This window comes from Novosphingobium sp. (assembly GCF_965228995.1).
Taxonomy (GTDB): Bacteria; Pseudomonadota; Alphaproteobacteria; order Sphingomonadales; family Sphingomonadaceae; genus Novosphingobium.
In genome coordinates, this window is the sequence record NZ_OZ245852.1 from 2662882 (window position 1) to 2678195 (window position 15314).

The window sequence follows — 15314 nt, forward strand, 5'->3', positions numbered from 1 at the left end:
CGCTTAGTCGATTGCGCGGTTTGCAGCAAGGACTGTAAGGGGCGGTGCATGAACGCGCCGTTTCCTTCTTCCGTTGCCGCAGTCGTCGTCGCCGCCGGACAAGGGTTGCGTGCGGGCGGAACGGTCCCGAAGCAGTTCGCGCTGTGGCGCGGAAAGCCGCTGGTGCACCATTCGGTAGAAGCGCTGGCCCAGGCCGGAGTCTCCCCGATCGTGGTGGTCATTCCCGCCGCGTGGGAAGATGCTGCGGCGCAGGCCCTCGCCGGACTGCCGGGTGTGCGCTTTGTGCACGGCGCGGCGAGCCGGCAGGGATCGGTGCGCGCCGGGCTGGAAGCGCTGGCCGGTGATGCGCCCTCCCACGTGCTGATTCACGATGCGGCGCGACCCGACCTCCCCGCAGCGGTCATCATGGCGCTGGTTGCGGCGCTTGAACAGCAGCCCGGCGCCATTCCGGTGCTGCCGGTCGTCGATAGCGTGGTGCGCGGGGCCGATGGCTTGCGCGGGGCGTTTGTCGAGCGCGACGGACTCTACCGCGTGCAGACACCGCAGGCGTTCCACTTTGACGCGATCCTTGCCGCGCACCGAGCGTGGGGCGGCGCGGCGGATGCCGGGGATGATGCTGCGGTTGCCGAAGCGGCAGGTCTGGCCGTTGCGCTGGTTCCGGGCGACGAACGGCTCAGGAAAGTGACTTTCGCGGAAGATCTGAAGGATGACGGCATGACAATCCCCACCGTGCGCACGGGCATGGGCTATGATGTTCACCGCCTGGCCGAGGGCGAAGAGCTGTGGCTTTGCGGCGTAAAAATTGAGCATTCCAAGGGACTTGCCGGCCATTCCGATGCAGATGTGGCGATCCATGCGCTGGTCGATGCGCTGCTCGGCGCTGTCGCCGCCGGGGATATTGGCGACCACTTCCCGCCCTCCGATGCAAAGTGGCGCGGGGCCTCATCGGACCAGTTCCTGGCACACGCGGGAACGCTCGTGGCCGACGCGGGTTATGCCATTGGCAATGTTGATGTCACGATCATCTGCGAGGCTCCGCGCATCGGTCCGCACAAGGCGGCGATGCGGGCGAGGCTCGCTTCGATTCTCGCGATTGACATCGCTGCGGTGAGTGTCAAGGCGACGACCACCGAGCGGCTCGGCTTTACCGGTCGCGGCGAAGGCATTGCCGCGCAGGCGGTGGCCAGCGTGATCGCAAGGGCTTGAAGGAGTTAGGGTTTATGTCGCTGATGCGGAACGTGATCTGGGGCGCAGCGCTGGCCTCGCTGGGCATGGCCGAAGTGGCCGTCGCACAGGAACCTGCATGCCTGACCGAGCATGAGGTGACGAGCCTTGTGACTTATGCATTGCCCGTGGTGATGGACGGGGCGATGAAGACCTGCCGCCCGCAGCTCTCCCCGCAAGGCTACTTCGCGACGCAGGGTTCGTCGCTGGTGCAGCGCTATGCGGCGCTCAAAGGTGCGGCATGGCCTGAAGCGCGGGCCGCAATGCTCAAGCTCGGCGGCAATGATGCCAAGCTCAAGGACGTGGTCTCAAACCTCTCCGACGAAGCGCTCCAACCCTTCGCAGAGGGCCTGGTTTCCGCGGTCGTGACCAAGGGCATCAAGCCCGACCAGTGCAAGGCGATCGAGCGCGCGACGCGGCTGCTTTCGCCCCTGCCCCCTGAAAACACGGCGGAGCTGGTGACATTCATTCTCGTTGTGGCGGACAAGCCGAAGGCAGGCAGCGCGAAGAAATCCGACCTGCCGATTTGCCCGGCGGCCTGACCATGGACACCTTGCTTCCTCCCGAACTCACCGCTCTGGCCGCGCGCGTGATTGCCGAAAACAAGGCGGCGGGCCGGATGGTCGCGGTTGCGGAAAGCTGCACCGGCGGACTCGTCGCGGCGGCGCTGACGGAAATTGCCGGGTCTTCGGCAGTGGTCGACCGGGGCTTCGTGACCTATTCCAACGAGGCCAAGCACGAGATGCTGGGCGTCTCGACCGACCTGATCGACACGTTCGGCGCGGTTTCGGTCGCGGTTGCCTGGTCGATGGCGCAGGGCGCACTGAAGCATTCGCGCGCGCAGGTGGCAGTGGCGATCACCGGGATCGCCGGGCCCGATGGCGGCAGCGAGCAGAAGCCGGTGGGCACCGTCGTCTTCGCCAAGGCCGAACGCGGCGAAGATCCGGAGGCGGTGGTGGCCGAACAGAAAGTATTCGAAACCGCCAAAACCCGGGCCGAAGTGCGGCTTCAGGCGGCGCTGGTCGCGCTGGAACTTCTGCTGCCGTAGACCTTTTCCGCGCGCGTTTCGAACGCGGCGACCATCTTGCGGAACGCGCGGTCGAGATACTGGCCGGCGAGCGCTTCCAGGATCGCGCTGCGGAAGGTGAAATCGACGTTGAAGTCGATTACGCAGCCGCCGCCCTCCTCCGCGCGGAACTCCCAGGTGTTGGACAGGCGCTTCAGGGGCCCGTCGAGATATTCGACCGCGATGCGGAGCGGGCGCTGCTTGATCACGCGCGAGGTGAACTTCTCGCGCAGCGCGCTGAAGCCGACCATCATGTCGGCCACCATCTCGGTTTCGCTATCGGACTTGATGCGCGTGGCGACGACCCAGGGCAGGAACTCCGGGTAGCGCTTCACATCGGCGACGAGATCGAACATCTCCTCGGCCGACCAGGCAAGCCGCCGCTGCTGATTGATCACCGGCATGGGATCAGCCCCTCGCGGCGGCTTTCGCGAGTTGGGCTTCCCGGGCGGCACGCATCTCGGCAAAATCCTCGCCGGCGTGGTAGCTGGAACGGGTCAACGGGCTCGCGGCGACCTGGAGGAAGCCCTTGGCCCGGGCAATCGCGCCATAGGCGGCGAAGGCCTGCGGGGTCACGAAATCGATAACCGGCGCGTGCTTGGGTGTGGGCTGGAGGTACTGGCCCATGGTGAGGAAATCGATCCCCGCCGAGCGCATGTCGTCCATCACCTGATGGACCTCGAGACGCTCTTCGCCGAGCCCAAGCATGACACCCGACTTGGTGAACACGCGCGGATCGTGGTGCTTCACTTCCTCGAGCAGCCGCAGCGAGGCGTAGTAGCGCGCGCCCGGGCGGATGGTGGGATAGAGCCGGGGCACGGTTTCGAGGTTGTGATTGTAGACGTCAGGCCCGGCCGCCATGATCGCTTCAACCGCAGCGCGCATCTTGCCGCGGAAATCTGGCGTCAGGATCTCGATCGTGGTGTTCGGAGTCGCGGCGCGCAGGGCCTCGATCACCTTCACGAACTGGCCTGCGCCGCCATCTGGCAGGTCGTCGCGGTCCACCGAAGTTATGACGATATGTTCAAGGCCGAGCTTGGCAGCGGCTTCGGCGACATGGCCGGGCTCACTTGCATCGACCTTGCGCGGCATGCCGGTCTTGACGTTGCAGAAGGCGCAGGCGCGCGTGCAGACATCGCCGAGGATCATCACGGTCGCGTGCTTCTTGGTCCAGCACTCACCGATGTTCGGGCAGGCGGCCTCTTCACAGACCGTGTTGAGCCCGAGGCTGCGCATGAGGCCGCGCGTTTCCTCATAGCCCTTGCTCGTCGGCGCCTTGACCCGGATCCAATCGGGCTTGCGGGGCCGCGCGGGACGATTCAGTGCAGAAATAGGGGCCTGCGCGGCAATCGGGGACTGATCGTTCATGCCCGCCGAGATAGGCGCATGAAGCATGACTTGAAAGATGCATTCGTACGCGGCAACAGGTCCGTTATGGTCAGACCCTTCTCCCCCGAGCTCGATCACCTCATCGAAGGCTATCGCCGTTTCCGCACCAACGGCTGGACGCCGCGGCTCGAACGCTGGCACCAGCTGCGTGAGGGGCAGGAGCCGCCGGTCATGGTGATTGCCTGTTCGGACAGTCGGGTCGATCCGGCGCAGATCTTCGATACTGACCCGGGCGAGATGTTCGTGGTGCGTAACGTGGCGGCGCTGGTGCCGCCGTTCGAGACGTCACCGGGCTACCACGGCGTTTCGGCGGCGCTCGAATTTGCGGTGCAGGTGCTGAAAGTCCGCAAGATCGTGGTGCTCGGCCACGGCATGTGCGGCGGCTGCCGCGCGGCGCTGACGCAGGAGCTTGAAGGCACCGAGCCGGGCGAAGGCGGCTTCATCAACGACTGGATCGGCCTGCTGAGCGGCGTGCGTGATGAAGTGGCGCACAAGCACGGCACCACGGGCCGTCCCGCCGAGCGGGCGATGGAGCAGGCCGGCGTCAAGGTCAGCCTTGCGAACTTGCGCACCTTCCCCTGCGTCCGCCGCAAGGAAGCCGCTGGAGAACTGCGCCTCCGGGGGGCCTTCTTCGCGATTTCGGACGGGGTGCTGCACGTGCTGGACGAGGATTCGGGCGAGTTCAGCGAGGTGCGGTGATACTGTTACAGACGCGGTGACTGGCCGCTCTGGATCCCCGCCTGCGCGGGGATGGCGACAATCTCTTTGCCCTCGTCATCCTCGCGCAGGCGGGGATCCAGGGCGCCACACACAGCGCCGGAAACAAAAAGGGCGGCCATTGCGGGCCGCCCTTTCCGTTTGGCTTGAAGCCGGAAGCGATCAGGGCTTGGCCTTGTCCGCAGCGAGCACCGAGAACAGCTTGGCGAGCGGGGCGCGCACGCCGCCGACCTGTGCGAAGCTGGCCTTGGCTGCGTCATACTTGGCCTGATCGAACTGCGCGATGCCGAGGCGAGTCAGCGCGCGGTCCTTGTCGATCGCGCCGCCCTTGGTGAGGGCCATCTGGTAGAGTTCCTCGGCCTTGGCGGGGTTATCATAGGACAGGTATGCGTCGGCCGTGGCAATTGCGAGCTTGCCATCGGCGGCAGCGCGCGCATCCTTCTCGAGACCGACGAGCGAGGCCTTGTCAGCCGTGATGCGGCCCTTGGCCTGGGTCAGCGAGTCGCTGACGAACACATCGCTGGCATCAAGCGCACCCTTGGACAGGCCAAGCTCGATGATCTTCGCCGTTTCGCCGGGCAAACGGCGGGGATCGGCGGCCTGAATGTATTCGATGTATTCGCGGGTGACGTACTGCTTCTCATTGTCGAGCGCACCGCTGCGCAGGAACAGGCGCCCGAGATCGAGCGATTCTTCCTTGCCGAAATTGCCGAATTCGCGGGCGAGCTGGCCTGCGCCGAGCCAGTTGAGCGCGTTCGGCTGCGCTTCGACCAGCGCCGTCGACCATTCGATCGCCTGCGGCCCGAGCTTGTTCTTGTAGGCAATCACGTTCGCGCGGCGGTACCAGGATTCGGGCACGGCGCCGCCTGCGGCCTTGCGGGCATCGACTGCAATCTTGAGCGCGGCGAGACCTTCAGCCGGGCGCTTAAGCTCGTTGTAGGCATCGGCCAGCATTTCCGCTGCAGCGTCTTCCGAGACATTACCCTGGATCGCCTTGGTCAGCGGTTCGAGCGCGCCCTGGAAGTCCTTCGCGGCATACGCGAAGTTGCCGAGGTAGAAATTGAACGTCGGGATCTTGTCAGCCTCAAGCAGGCCGCTGTCGATCATGTTACGGATGCCGCGTGCGCGCATCGGCGTATCATCGAGAAAACCGCCGATCTGCACCGCAAACTGGCCGGCGGCGAGCTTGTCCTGCCCCGTCTTCACGGCTGCTTCGGCCTTGGCGAGCACAGCAGGAGCATCGCCGAGCGAAGCCTTGATCTGGGCATCGGGCGTACCCTTGGCCTTGGCGGCCTGCGCATCCTGCACCAGCTTCTGCACCGGTCCGGCGACAGCGATGAATTCCTTGGAATAAGTGCCGCCCTTGGGGGCTTCCTTTTCCTTTTCCTTCGCGGCGGCAGGCGCCGCGCCAAGCAGGACACCGCCTGCGGCAAGACCGGTCGAGAGCGCCACCGCCAACGCGGCCCGCGCTACGACGAGTTTCATTGCATTACCCCGCATCACTTCATCTCCTCCTGGCCCGGACCGGCAGACCCGACCGGTCCCCAGATCGTCACTGCCTCGAGCCGTATCCCAAAACATCGGCAGAATGGACATCTTTCGCACTCTGTCCGCGCCGAACCTCTGGCGCGGAATCTCGGCCTTGGCAACGTCTTGGTGCAATGGAACCCACCGGGTGAACCCGGATTGAATACCAATTCATCTCATTGTTCAGAAAACGCGACGAGCGGTGCTCGCATATGTGGATAAGGCGTGGCTGACCCGGCCGTTTTCTGGTGTTTGCCGGGGCTTTGGCCTAGTGCCAGACACATCCCTGAACAGAAGCGAAAAAGCCCCAGACGTGAGCGATGACACCGGCCTGATCGACCCACCCGCCCCGCTGCCGGACCACGAGTTCCAGCGGATCGACATCGTCGATGAAATGAAGACGAGTTATCTCGATTACGCGATGAGCGTGATCGTAAGCCGCGCGCTGCCCGATGTGCGCGACGGCCTGAAGCCCGTCCACCGCCGCATCCTGTGGACGAGCCACGAGAACGGGTTCACCTCCTCCAAGGCCTACCGCAAGTCCGCGCGTATCGTCGGCGATTGCATGGGCAAGTACCACCCGCACGGCGACAGCGCGATCTACGACGCGCTGGCGCGCATGACGCAGGACTGGTCGATGCGCCTGCCGCTGATCGACGGCCAGGGCAATTTCGGCTCGATGGACCCCGATCCGCCGGCCTCGATGCGCTACACCGAAGCGCGGCTGGCCAAAGTGGCCGATGCACTGCTGGCCGATATCGACAAGGACACGGTCAACTTTCAACCGAACTATGATGGTTCGGAAAATGAGCCCGTGGTTCTTCCGGCGCGTTTCCCCAACCTGCTGGTCAACGGCGCGGGCGGCATCGCGGTCGGCATGGCGACCAATATCCCGCCGCATAACCTCGGCGAAGTGATCGATGGCTGCCTCGCCTATATGGCGAACTCGGCGATCACCAACGAGGAGCTGATCCAGATCATCCCGGCGCCGGACTTCCCCACGGCGCCGCTGATTCTGGGCTCGAGCGGTGCGCGCAAGGCTTACACCGAAGGGCGCGGCTCGATCGTCATGCGCGCGCGCCACGAGATCGAGGACACCAAGGGCGGGCGCGGCGAGGGGCGCAAGTCCATCGTGCTCACCTCGATCCCCTATCAGGTGGGCAAGAACAACCTCGTCGAGAAGATCGCCGAAGCCGCCAAGGACAAGCGGATCGAGGGCATCTCCGACATCCGCGACGAATCCAACCGCGAAGGCGTGCGCGTGGTCATCGACCTCAAGCGCGATGCGACGCCGGAAGTCGTGCTCAACCAGCTCTGGCGCAATACGCCCGCGCAATCGAACTTCCCGGCGAACATGCTGGCGATCCGCGGTGGTCGGCCCGAGATCCTGACCCTCAGGGACATCATCGAGGCGTTCGTCCAGTTCCGCGAGGAAGTGATCCAGCGCCGCACCAAGTTCGAACTGAACAAGGCGCGCGACCGGGCGCATATCCTGCTCGGCCTTGTCGTCGCGGTTTCAAACCTTGATGAAGTGGTGCGGATCATCCGCGGTTCGGCCAACCCGGCGCTGGCGCGCGAGACGCTGATGGCGCGCGAATGGCCGATCGGCGAAATTGCGCAATATATCCGTCTGGTCGAGGCGATCGAGGATGAGGCACTTGAGGGAGCGGGCGGCAGCTACCGCCTGAGCGAGACGCAAGTGCGCGCGATCCTCGATCTGCGCCTCCACCGCCTGACCGCGCTGGGCCGTGACGAAATCGGCGGCGAGCTTGAAGTGCTGTCCAAGGCGATTGCCGAATACCTCGCGATCCTTGCCGACCGCGTGAAGCTCTATGCGGTGATGCGCGAGGAGCTCGTTACTGTTCGCGATGCCTATGCCACACCGCGCAAGTCGGAGATCACGGCTCCGGCTGACGGGATCGAAGACGAGGACCTGATCGAGCGCGAAGACATGGTCGTCACGATCACCCTCGACGGCTATATCAAGCGCACTCCGCTCTCCACCTTCCGCGCGCAGAACCGGGGCGGCAAGGGCCGCAGCGGCATGGCGACCAAGGAAGAGGATGCGGTGGCGACGATGTTCGTCACTTCGACCCATACGCCGGTGCTGTTCTTCTCGACCGCGGGCAAGGTCTATCGCCTCAAGGTATGGCGTCTGCCGGAAGGCGGCCCGACGACACGCGGGCGGCCGATGATCAACCTGCTCCCGGCATTGGACGCGGGCGAGACGATCGCGACCGTGCTGCCGCTGCCCGAAGACGAAGCCGAATGGGGCAAGCTTTCGGTCGTGTTCGCCACGGCCAAGGGCAACGTGCGCCGCAACGCCATGGATGCCTTCGCCAACATCCCCTCGAACGGAAAATTCGCGATGCGCTTCGAGGAAGGCGACGAGGACCGGCTGATCGGCGTCGCGCTGCTCGAAGCAAGCGACGACGTGCTGCTCGCAACGCGCGCGGGCAAGGCGATCCGCTTTGCTGGTGACGAAGTGCGCGAGTTCACGAGCCGCACTTCGACCGGCGTGCGCGGCATGACGCTGAAGGGCGATGACGAGGTCATCTCGCTTTCAATCCTCCACCGCGTCGGCACCAGCGCCGAGGAGCGCGAGGAATACGTCCGCTTCGCCCCGTGGAAGGGCGAGAAGGACGGCGAGCCTTCGCTGACCAGCGAGCGCATGGCCGAATTGCAGGCGCGCGAGCAGTTTATCCTCACAGTCTGCGCCAATGGCTATGGCAAGCTTTCCTCCGCCTACGAATACCGGCGGACGGGCCGCGGCGGCCAAGGCATCACCAATATCGACAATATCGGGCGGAACGGTCCGGTGGTGGCGAGCTTCCCGGCGAGTCAGGCCGATCAGCTCATGCTGGTGACCGATCAGGCCAAGCTGATCCGCTTGCCGCTCGATACGCTACGGGTGATCGGGCGCGGCTCGGCGGGCGTGCGGCTGTTCAATGTCTCGGCCGGCGAACATGTGGTGAGTGCGGTGCGGTTGGCCGAAGAAGAAGGCGAGGCCGATGCCGAGCCTGAGGCCGAGGCATGAGCGATCTGCCGCTGGTTGCCTACAAGGTGCTGACTGCGGAGCAGATGGGCGCACTGGAGCATGGCGGCGTGTTTGCCGGGGCTCCGATCGATCTGGCGGACGGCTATATCCATCTCTCGGCCGCCGATCAGGTGACCGAGACGGTGGACAAGCACTTTGCCGGGCAGTCGAACCTCCATATCGCGGCGGTTGATCTGGCGGTTCTGGGCGATGCGGTGAAGTGGGAGCCTTCGCGTGGAGGACAGCTGTTTCCGCACATTTACGCAGCGCTGCCGCTCAATGCGGTGTTTGCCTATGGGCCGCTGGAGCGCGACGCGGATGGGGCGGTGCGGCTGCCGGTGGCTGGTTAACCCCAATCCTCGTCATTCCCGCGAAGGCGGAAATCCAGAGGTACCCAGCGCCGCGACTGCCGCTCCAGGTCCCCGCTTTCGCGGCGATGACGAAAGGTGGGCTTAGTAGGCAGTGAATGCACCCTTGCGCCGCAGCGCGCCGATCACACCGATGGTGATCAGGAACTGGCCGAAGTAGTAAAGCGGCCAGACAAGCAGATGCGGGATCGGGCTATCCGCGAGCGGCCCCATGCGCGCAAAGATCAGCAGATCGGACACGGCAAACATCGCAGCACCCAGTGCAACACGGCTGCGCGGAAAGTCGCTGGCAAACGCGGCAGTGGCCATCCCGCCAAGCAGAAGCGCATAGCCTGCAACATCGGCATCGCCGGTGAGAGCATAGGCAAGAGCGGGAATGCCGAGGACGAGCGCGATGGCCACAGCCTTGTCGGCCCCGGGTAGATTGCCGCGCCGATGCCGCAGATACAGCGCAATCGCGGCAATGTGGCCCGCAAAGAAGGCCGCCGCGCCGCCGGTGAAACTGACCTCGAGCACCATATCGCCCAGCGCGCCCAAGGCCATGACGATTGCGATGCGGTGGGCATCGCGCACGGGGTGATGCGCCCAGGCATAGACCGCCAGCAGGCCAACGCCCGCACCCTTCCACAGGATCAGGTAAAGCCCCGGAATCCAGCTGCCAGCCACGAACCAGTAGCTTATGCCCGCGATCAGGCTGGCGAGGAGCCACGGTCTTTGTTCGATCAAGGCACGATGCGGCATGGTCTCCCTTTCCCTTCCGGGCTCCTCCCTAGGGCTTGCCGCGCGGAGGGCGCAATGCCAATGCGCGTCCCATGACGCATCAGGTTCACATCATCGGCGGCGGCATGGCCGGGAGCGAGGCGGCATGGCAGCTGGCGCGCCGGGGCATTCGCGTACGGCTTTCGGAAATGCGCGGAGGCGGTGACAGCACGGCGGCGCATAACGGCGATGGGCTGGCAGAGCTTGTCTGCTCCAATTCCTTCCGCTCCGACGATGACGAGAAAAACGCAGTCGGCCTGCTCCATTACGAAATGCGGCAGTGCGACAGCCTGCTGATGGCGGCGGCGGCCAAAGCGCGGGTGCCGGCGGGATCTGCACTGGCGGTGGACCGCGACGTGTTTTCCGCTGAAGTCGAAGCCATGCTGGGCGCGCAGCCGACACTGGAGATCGTGCGCGAGCGGGTCGATGTGCTGCCTTCGGATGGCCTCACCATCGTGGCGACCGGGCCGCTGACCGCCCCTGCCCTCGCCTCCAGCATCGGCGCGGCGACGGGTGCAGAGAGCCTCGCGTTCTTCGATGCGATTGCACCGATCGTCTATCACGACACGATCGACATGGACGTGGCGTGGATGGCATCGCGCTGGGACAAGGGCACCGAGGCCAGCCTGGCCATGGGGGGCGACGGACGCGACTACATCAATTGCCCGATGACACGGCCGCAATACGAAGCCTTCCGCGAGGAATTGCTCGCTGGCGAAAAGACCGAGTTCAAGGAATGGGAGGCCAATACCCCCTATTTCGATGGCTGCATGCCGATCGAGGTCATGGCCGCGCGCGGCGTGGAGACCCTGCGCTTCGGGCCGATGAAGCCGGTCGGGCTCGACAATCCGCACTGGGCGACGGCCGAGCACCCTAACGGGCGCTGGCCTTATGCGGTGGTGCAACTGCGGCAGGACAACAAGCTGGGCACGCTGTGGAACATGGTCGGCTTCCAGACCAAGCTCAAGCATGCCGAGCAAGTGCGCGTGTTCCGCACGATCCCCGGGCTGGAGCAGGCCGAGTTCGCGCGGCTCGGCGGGCTGCACCGCAACACCTTCCTCAATTCGCCGACCTTGCTCGATAGGCAGCTGCGGCTGAAATCCGCGCCGCATATCCGTTTTGCCGGGCAGATCACCGGCTGCGAAGGCTATGTCGAAAGCGGCGCGGTGGGGATGCTCGCGGGGCTGATGACGGCGGCACAGCTCGCCGGCCGGGAATGGAACGCGCCGCCCCGCACCTCGGCGCTAGGCGCGCTGCTGTCGCATATTACCGGCGATGCGGAGGCTGAAACCTATCAGCCGATGAACGTGAATTTCGGACTGTTTCCGCCGCCGGATCCTTCGACGAAGAAAAAGCAGCGCAAGGAAGCCTATACCGGGCGGGCCAAGGCTGATCTGGCGGGGTGGCTGCCGCTGGTAGGTTAGCTTTTGGGGTTTCACGCGGAGACGCGGAGGCGCGGAGTAGGCAAAAGAGGGTTTCGCGCAGAGATCGCAGAGAAAGTCGCAGCGCAGCTGGCGCGAACCCACTTCTCTCCGCACCTCCGCGTCTCCGCGTGAAACCTATTCCGCTCAACACTTGCAGACCGGCTTCTTCGCGTTCTTCGGCTTGGTCGTCGCGAATTCATCGCGGTTCAGCGCGCCGTCGCCGTTCTTGTCGGCGCCCTTGAAGCGGTTGTCGGTGGCGACCGACCATTCGTCGAAGGTCAGCAGATTGTTGCCGTCGACATCAAGCTTGCGAAAATCCTTCACGCGCGGGCTGAGCATTTCGGTGCGGGTAATCTTGCCATCGCGGTTCTTGTCGAGCCGGTCGAAGCGCTTCTGTTCGCGGCTCTGCTCGCTGGCTTCGGGGAGGCCGGGCCCGACCGCATCGCCCGCGTTGGAATCCGGGAGTTCCTCGTCGGCCGCCGGAGCCGAGGCGAGCGCGAGGTGACTGGGGGCAGCGGGCGGCGTAACGGCAGCGTGGCCCTGCCACCAGAACAGGCCGGAAGCCACGAGCAACAGCGCGCCGAGCGCGCCCACAAGGATTCGGTTCATGCGGGGCCTCCCCAAGGACGGCCCTCAGGATAGGCGGCATAAGATGCTAGCGGCAGAGGCAAGCCCTGCCATTTTGGTTTGAATATCAGCGCCCGAACAAGCCGAGGCGGAGAATGGCAAGAAAATCGCCGACCGGACCACCCGGTCGCCCTGCCGCCTCGCGCAGGGCCATGCCGCGCAAGACCATCAGCGGGCGCAGCGGTCGCGGCAGGACGGGCGCCCGGGCGCCCGCCGGTTCCAGCCCCAGCCATTCCGCAGCAGCGCGGCGGACAGTTTCGTCAGGTCGCGCCCCGCTCAGCCGCGCCAATGCGAAAACGGCCTCGATCCGCGCCTTGCCGATTTCCACGCCGCCGTCTTCGCCGACGATGAGGGATTCCCAGCCATCGACCAGCCCCCGCAGCGCCGGACGTTCGGCATCCCACGCGCGCAGTAGTGCCAGCAGAGGCTCGCCCAGCGGCCATTCGCTCGCGGGCTGGCTAAACCGGTCGCGCCACCATGCGAGACGCAGCTGGATCATCAGCGGATCGCGCCCCGCGCGCGCGGCATCGGCGAGGCGCCGGTCGAGCAGCAGGAAACCTTCCCACAGCGCCTGAAGGCGGCGCGGCGCATAGAGCACCGCGAGCCGTTCAGGTGGACTGAGTTCGATATCGCCGGTGGAAGGCTCCATCAGATCAGCGGTAGCAGACCTTCTTGACCGCCGCGATCACGCGCGCCGTATCGACCAGCGCGAGCTTTTCGAGATTGGCGGCATAAGGCAGCGGCACGTCCTCGTTGCAGACGCGCAGGACCGGGGCGTCGAGATGATCGAAGCCCTCCTCCATCGCGATGGTGATGATCTCGGAGGCAATCGAGCAGACTGGGAAACCTTCCTCGACGACCACCATGCGGTTGGTGCGCGAGAGGCTTTCGAGCACCGCCGCCTTGTCGAGCGGGCGCAGCGTGCGCAAATCGAGCACTTCGGCCTCGATCCCCTCAGCCGCCAGCTCTTCGGCGGCGTCGAGCGCGAGGGCCACGCCGATCGAGTAGGTGACGATCGTGACATCGCGCCCGGCCCGCATCGTGCGCGCCTTGCCAATCGGGACGGTGTAGTCATCAAGCTGCGGCACATCGAAAGCGCGCCCGTAGACCAGCTCGTTTTCGAGGAAGACAACCGGATCGGGGCTGCGGATGGCGGACTTGAGCAGGCCCTTGGCGTCAGCGGCATCATAGGGCGCGATGACGATCAGACCGGGGACCGAGGCGTACCACGGCGCATAGTTCTGGCTGTGCTGGGCGCCGACGCGGGCGGCAGCACCGTTGGGCCCGCGGAATACGATCGGGCACCGCATCTGGCCGCCCGACATGTAGTTGGTCTTGGCCGCCGAGTTGATGATGTGGTCGATTGCCTGCATGGCGAAGTTGAACGTCATGAACTCGATGATCGGGCGCAGGCCGCCCATGGCTGCGCCGGTGCCGATGCCGGCAAAGCCGTATTCGGTGATGGGCGTATCGATCACGCGGCGGGGGCCGAATTCCTCGAGCAGGCCCTGCGTGACCTTGTAGGCGCCCTGATACTCGGCAACTTCCTCGCCCATCACGAAGACGCGGTCGTCGGTGCGCATTTCCTCGGCCATGGCATCGCGCAAGGCTTCGCGCACCGTGGTGGCGACCATGGCGGTACCGGCGGGAACCGGCGCCGCGGCAGCTGCGGGCGGCGGCGGAGGTGCAGCAACGACGGGCGCGGGTGCCGGAGCGGGTGCGGGAGCCGGGGCAGCGACCGGAGCGGGCGCAGGCGTGGGCGCCGCAGGTTCATCATCACCGGTGATAGTGGCGATCACGGTGCCGACTTTCACGCCTTCGGTGCCTTCAGGAACCATCAGCGCGCCGATCACGCCTTCGTCGATAGCCTCGAATTCCATCGTGGCCTTGTCGGTCTCGATCTCGGCGAGAATGTCGCCGGACTTCACGGTATCGCCGGGCTTGACCAGCCATTTGGCGAGAGTGCCTTCCTCCATTGTGGGGGAAAGCGCGGGCATCTTGAGATCAATCGCCATGTCAGTAGGTCCCCACCAGCACGTCGGTATAGAGTTCAGCCGGTGCCGGCTCAGGCGAGCTTTCGGCGAAGTCGGCAGCTTCGGCGACGACCTGGCGGATGCGCTTGTCGATCTCCTTGATCCGCTCCTCGCTCACACCGCGGCGGAGCAGGTCCTGCTTGGCGCCTTCGATCGGATCGTGATGGTCGCGCATTTCCTGCACTTCCTCGCGGCTGCGGTACTTGGCCGGGTCCGACATCGAGTGGCCACGGTAGCGATAGGTGTTGAGCTCCATCAGCACCGGACCATTGCCGGCGCGGACATATTCGAGCGCGACTTCAGCGGCTGCGCGCACTTCGAGCACGTCCATGCCGTTGACGTCCATGCCGGGGATGCGGAAGCCCGTGCCGCGGCGGTGGAAGTGCGTTTCGGCAGAACCGCGCTTGACCGCGGTGCCCATGGCATAGCCGTTGTTCTCGACCACGAAGATGATCGGGAGCTGCCACAGCGCGGCCATGTTGAAGGTTTCGTAGACCTGGCCCTGGTTGGCCGCGCCGTCACCGAAATAGGCCATGCACACGCCGCCATCGCCGCGGTACTTGTGCGCAAAGGCAAGGCCCGCGCCGAGCGGCACCTGCGCGCCGACGATGCCGTGGCCGCCGTAGAACTTGTGGTCGGTCGAGAACATGTGCATCGAGCCGCCCTTGCCGCGGCTGATGCCCGCACCGCGCCCGGTGAGTTCTGCCATGATCGCCTTGGGATCGATGCCATAGGCGAGCATGTGGCCGTGATCACGGTAGCCGGTGATAACGCTGTCGTGGCCCTCTTTCAGCGCCGACTGCAGGCCGACGGCAACCGCTTCCTGGCCGATGTAGAGATGGCAGAAACCGCCGATGAGGCCGAGGCCGTAGAGCTGGCCAGCCTTTTCCTCGAAACGGCGAATCAGCACCATCTGTTCGTAGAAGTGGAGAAGCTCTTCGTCGCTCGCGTCAAAACGCTTGTTGTTGGCGTGGGCCTGCTGGAGGCTGCGCAGCGCGAAGGTGGCTTCATCCTCGAGAGCCGGGGCCGGAGCGGCCGGGCTTGCAGCAGCGGGTGCGGCTTTGGCGGCAACCGGCGACCTTGTCGCTTTGGTTGCGCGCGGCTTGGCGGACTGGGCCAATGCGGTGGTTCCTTGTCTGGCAG

At 65.3% G+C, this 15314-nt stretch carries 15 protein-coding genes; 7 read left to right on the forward strand and 8 right to left on the reverse strand.

The features are described from left to right. Positions 1-48: 48 nt before the first annotated feature. From ACO056_RS12115 to ACO056_RS12125, 3 genes are read left to right on the forward strand one after another with little or no spacing between them, the layout of a single operon-like run. Positions 49-1206 carry a bifunctional 2-C-methyl-D-erythritol 4-phosphate cytidylyltransferase/2-C-methyl-D-erythritol 2,4-cyclodiphosphate synthase gene (locus tag ACO056_RS12115; RefSeq protein WP_421847042.1) on the forward strand — a complete coding sequence of 386 codons (1158 nt, stop codon included), beginning with the start codon at positions 49-51 and terminating at the stop codon, positions 1204-1206. Positions 1207-1220: 14 nt separating this feature from the next. After that, a complete protein-coding gene (locus ACO056_RS12120; protein ID WP_421847044.1) occupies positions 1221-1766 on the forward strand; it encodes a hypothetical protein in 546 nt (181 codons plus the stop codon). A 2-nt stretch (positions 1767-1768) separates the two neighbouring features. Further along, on the forward strand, positions 1769-2272 hold the full coding sequence (locus tag ACO056_RS12125; protein WP_421847046.1) for a CinA family protein: 504 nt from the start codon (positions 1769-1771) through the stop codon (positions 2270-2272). Here the strand turns inward: ACO056_RS12125 and ACO056_RS12130 are convergent. Next, the gene (locus ACO056_RS12130; RefSeq protein ID WP_421847048.1) at positions 2233-2694 is read right to left on the reverse strand and encodes a type II toxin-antitoxin system RatA family toxin; all 462 of its coding nucleotides are present in this window, start codon (positions 2692-2694) and stop codon (positions 2233-2235) included. The genes ACO056_RS12125 and ACO056_RS12130 overlap by 40 nt on opposite strands. A gap of 4 nt (positions 2695-2698) precedes the next feature. Beyond that, positions 2699-3658 carry a lipoyl synthase gene (gene lipA / locus ACO056_RS12135; RefSeq protein ID WP_421847050.1) on the reverse strand — a complete coding sequence of 320 codons (960 nt, stop codon included), beginning with the start codon at positions 3656-3658 and terminating at the stop codon, positions 2699-2701. A gap of 66 nt (positions 3659-3724) precedes the next feature. On the opposite strand from lipA, the gene ACO056_RS12140 reads away from it, so the two are divergent. Continuing rightward, positions 3725-4378, forward strand: coding sequence for a carbonic anhydrase (locus ACO056_RS12140; RefSeq protein WP_421847052.1), 654 nt, complete (start codon positions 3725-3727; stop codon positions 4376-4378). Positions 4379-4558: 180 nt separating this feature from the next. Here ACO056_RS12140 and ACO056_RS12145 read toward each other — a convergent pair whose 3' ends face one another. After that, positions 4559-5881, reverse strand: coding sequence for a tetratricopeptide repeat protein (locus ACO056_RS12145; RefSeq protein ID WP_421847054.1), 1323 nt, complete (start codon positions 5879-5881; stop codon positions 4559-4561). Between the two features lie 355 nt (positions 5882-6236). Here ACO056_RS12145 and gyrA point away from each other — a divergent pair, with 355 nt between their 5' ends. After that, positions 6237-8960, forward strand: a complete 2724-nt coding sequence (gene gyrA, locus ACO056_RS12150; protein ID WP_421847055.1) for a DNA gyrase subunit A — start codon at positions 6237-6239, stop codon at positions 8958-8960. Then, the gene (locus ACO056_RS12155) at positions 8957-9310 is read left to right on the forward strand and encodes a DUF952 domain-containing protein (RefSeq protein ID WP_421847057.1); all 354 of its coding nucleotides are present in this window, start codon (positions 8957-8959) and stop codon (positions 9308-9310) included. The genes gyrA and ACO056_RS12155 overlap by 4 nt, the downstream gene beginning before the upstream one ends. Positions 9311-9412: 102 nt before the next feature. Here ACO056_RS12155 and ACO056_RS12160 read toward each other — a convergent pair whose 3' ends face one another. Continuing rightward, on the reverse strand, positions 9413-10069 hold the full coding sequence (locus ACO056_RS12160) for a lysoplasmalogenase family protein (RefSeq protein WP_421847059.1): 657 nt from the start codon (positions 10067-10069) through the stop codon (positions 9413-9415). 71 nt (positions 10070-10140) lie between these two features. On the opposite strand from ACO056_RS12160, the gene trmFO reads away from it, so the two are divergent. Beyond that, positions 10141-11511, forward strand: coding sequence for a methylenetetrahydrofolate--tRNA-(uracil(54)-C(5))-methyltransferase (FADH(2)-oxidizing) TrmFO (gene trmFO, locus ACO056_RS12165; protein ID WP_421847061.1), 1371 nt, complete (start codon positions 10141-10143; stop codon positions 11509-11511). Positions 11512-11655: 144 nt separating this feature from the next. On the opposite strand, the gene ACO056_RS12170 is transcribed toward trmFO, so the two are convergent. From ACO056_RS12170 to pdhA, 4 genes are all read right to left on the reverse strand, one after another. After that, positions 11656-12120 (reverse strand): EF-hand domain-containing protein, encoded by a 465-nt coding sequence (locus ACO056_RS12170; protein WP_421847063.1) that lies wholly within the window; start codon positions 12118-12120, stop codon positions 11656-11658. Positions 12121-12205: 85 nt separating this feature from the next. Then, positions 12206-12787 (reverse strand): hypothetical protein, encoded by a 582-nt coding sequence (locus tag ACO056_RS12175; RefSeq protein WP_421847065.1) that lies wholly within the window; start codon positions 12785-12787, stop codon positions 12206-12208. A gap of 4 nt (positions 12788-12791) precedes the next feature. Further along, a complete protein-coding gene (locus ACO056_RS12180) occupies positions 12792-14153 on the reverse strand; it encodes a pyruvate dehydrogenase complex E1 component subunit beta (protein WP_421847067.1) in 1362 nt (453 codons plus the stop codon). A gap of 1 nt (position 14154) precedes the next feature. Further along, positions 14155-15291, reverse strand: coding sequence for a pyruvate dehydrogenase (acetyl-transferring) E1 component subunit alpha (gene pdhA, locus ACO056_RS12185; RefSeq protein WP_421847069.1), 1137 nt, complete (start codon positions 15289-15291; stop codon positions 14155-14157). Between the last annotated feature and the right edge of the window lie 23 nt (positions 15292-15314).

Excerpts from the sequence above, each read along its gene's own strand:
- ACO056_RS12125 (WP_421847046.1), top strand. The coding sequence starts at position 1,769 with ATGGACACCTTGCTTCCTCCCGAACTCACCGCTCTGGCCGCGCGCGTG.
- ACO056_RS12145 (WP_421847054.1), bottom strand. The coding sequence starts at position 5,881 with ATGAAACTCGTCGTAGCGCGGGCCGCGTTGGCGGTGGCGCTCTCGACC.
- ACO056_RS12175 (WP_421847065.1), bottom strand. The coding sequence starts at position 12,787 with ATGGAGCCTTCCACCGGCGATATCGAACTCAGTCCACCTGAACGGCTC.
- ACO056_RS12115 (WP_421847042.1), top strand. The coding sequence starts at position 49 with ATGAACGCGCCGTTTCCTTCTTCCGTTGCCGCAGTCGTCGTCGCCGCC.
- ACO056_RS12130 (WP_421847048.1), bottom strand. The coding sequence starts at position 2,694 with ATGCCGGTGATCAATCAGCAGCGGCGGCTTGCCTGGTCGGCCGAGGAG.
- ACO056_RS12140 (WP_421847052.1), top strand. The coding sequence starts at position 3,725 with ATGGTCAGACCCTTCTCCCCCGAGCTCGATCACCTCATCGAAGGCTAT.
- ACO056_RS12180 (WP_421847067.1), bottom strand. The coding sequence starts at position 14,153 with ATGGCGATTGATCTCAAGATGCCCGCGCTTTCCCCCACAATGGAGGAA.
- ACO056_RS12120 (WP_421847044.1), top strand. The coding sequence starts at position 1,221 with ATGTCGCTGATGCGGAACGTGATCTGGGGCGCAGCGCTGGCCTCGCTG.
- ACO056_RS12160 (WP_421847059.1), bottom strand. The coding sequence starts at position 10,069 with ATGCCGCATCGTGCCTTGATCGAACAAAGACCGTGGCTCCTCGCCAGC.
- lipA (WP_421847050.1), bottom strand. The coding sequence starts at position 3,658 with ATGAACGATCAGTCCCCGATTGCCGCGCAGGCCCCTATTTCTGCACTG.
- ACO056_RS12170 (WP_421847063.1), bottom strand. The coding sequence starts at position 12,120 with ATGAACCGAATCCTTGTGGGCGCGCTCGGCGCGCTGTTGCTCGTGGCT.
- trmFO (WP_421847061.1), top strand. The coding sequence starts at position 10,141 with ATGACGCATCAGGTTCACATCATCGGCGGCGGCATGGCCGGGAGCGAG.
- ACO056_RS12155 (WP_421847057.1), top strand. The coding sequence starts at position 8,957 with ATGAGCGATCTGCCGCTGGTTGCCTACAAGGTGCTGACTGCGGAGCAG.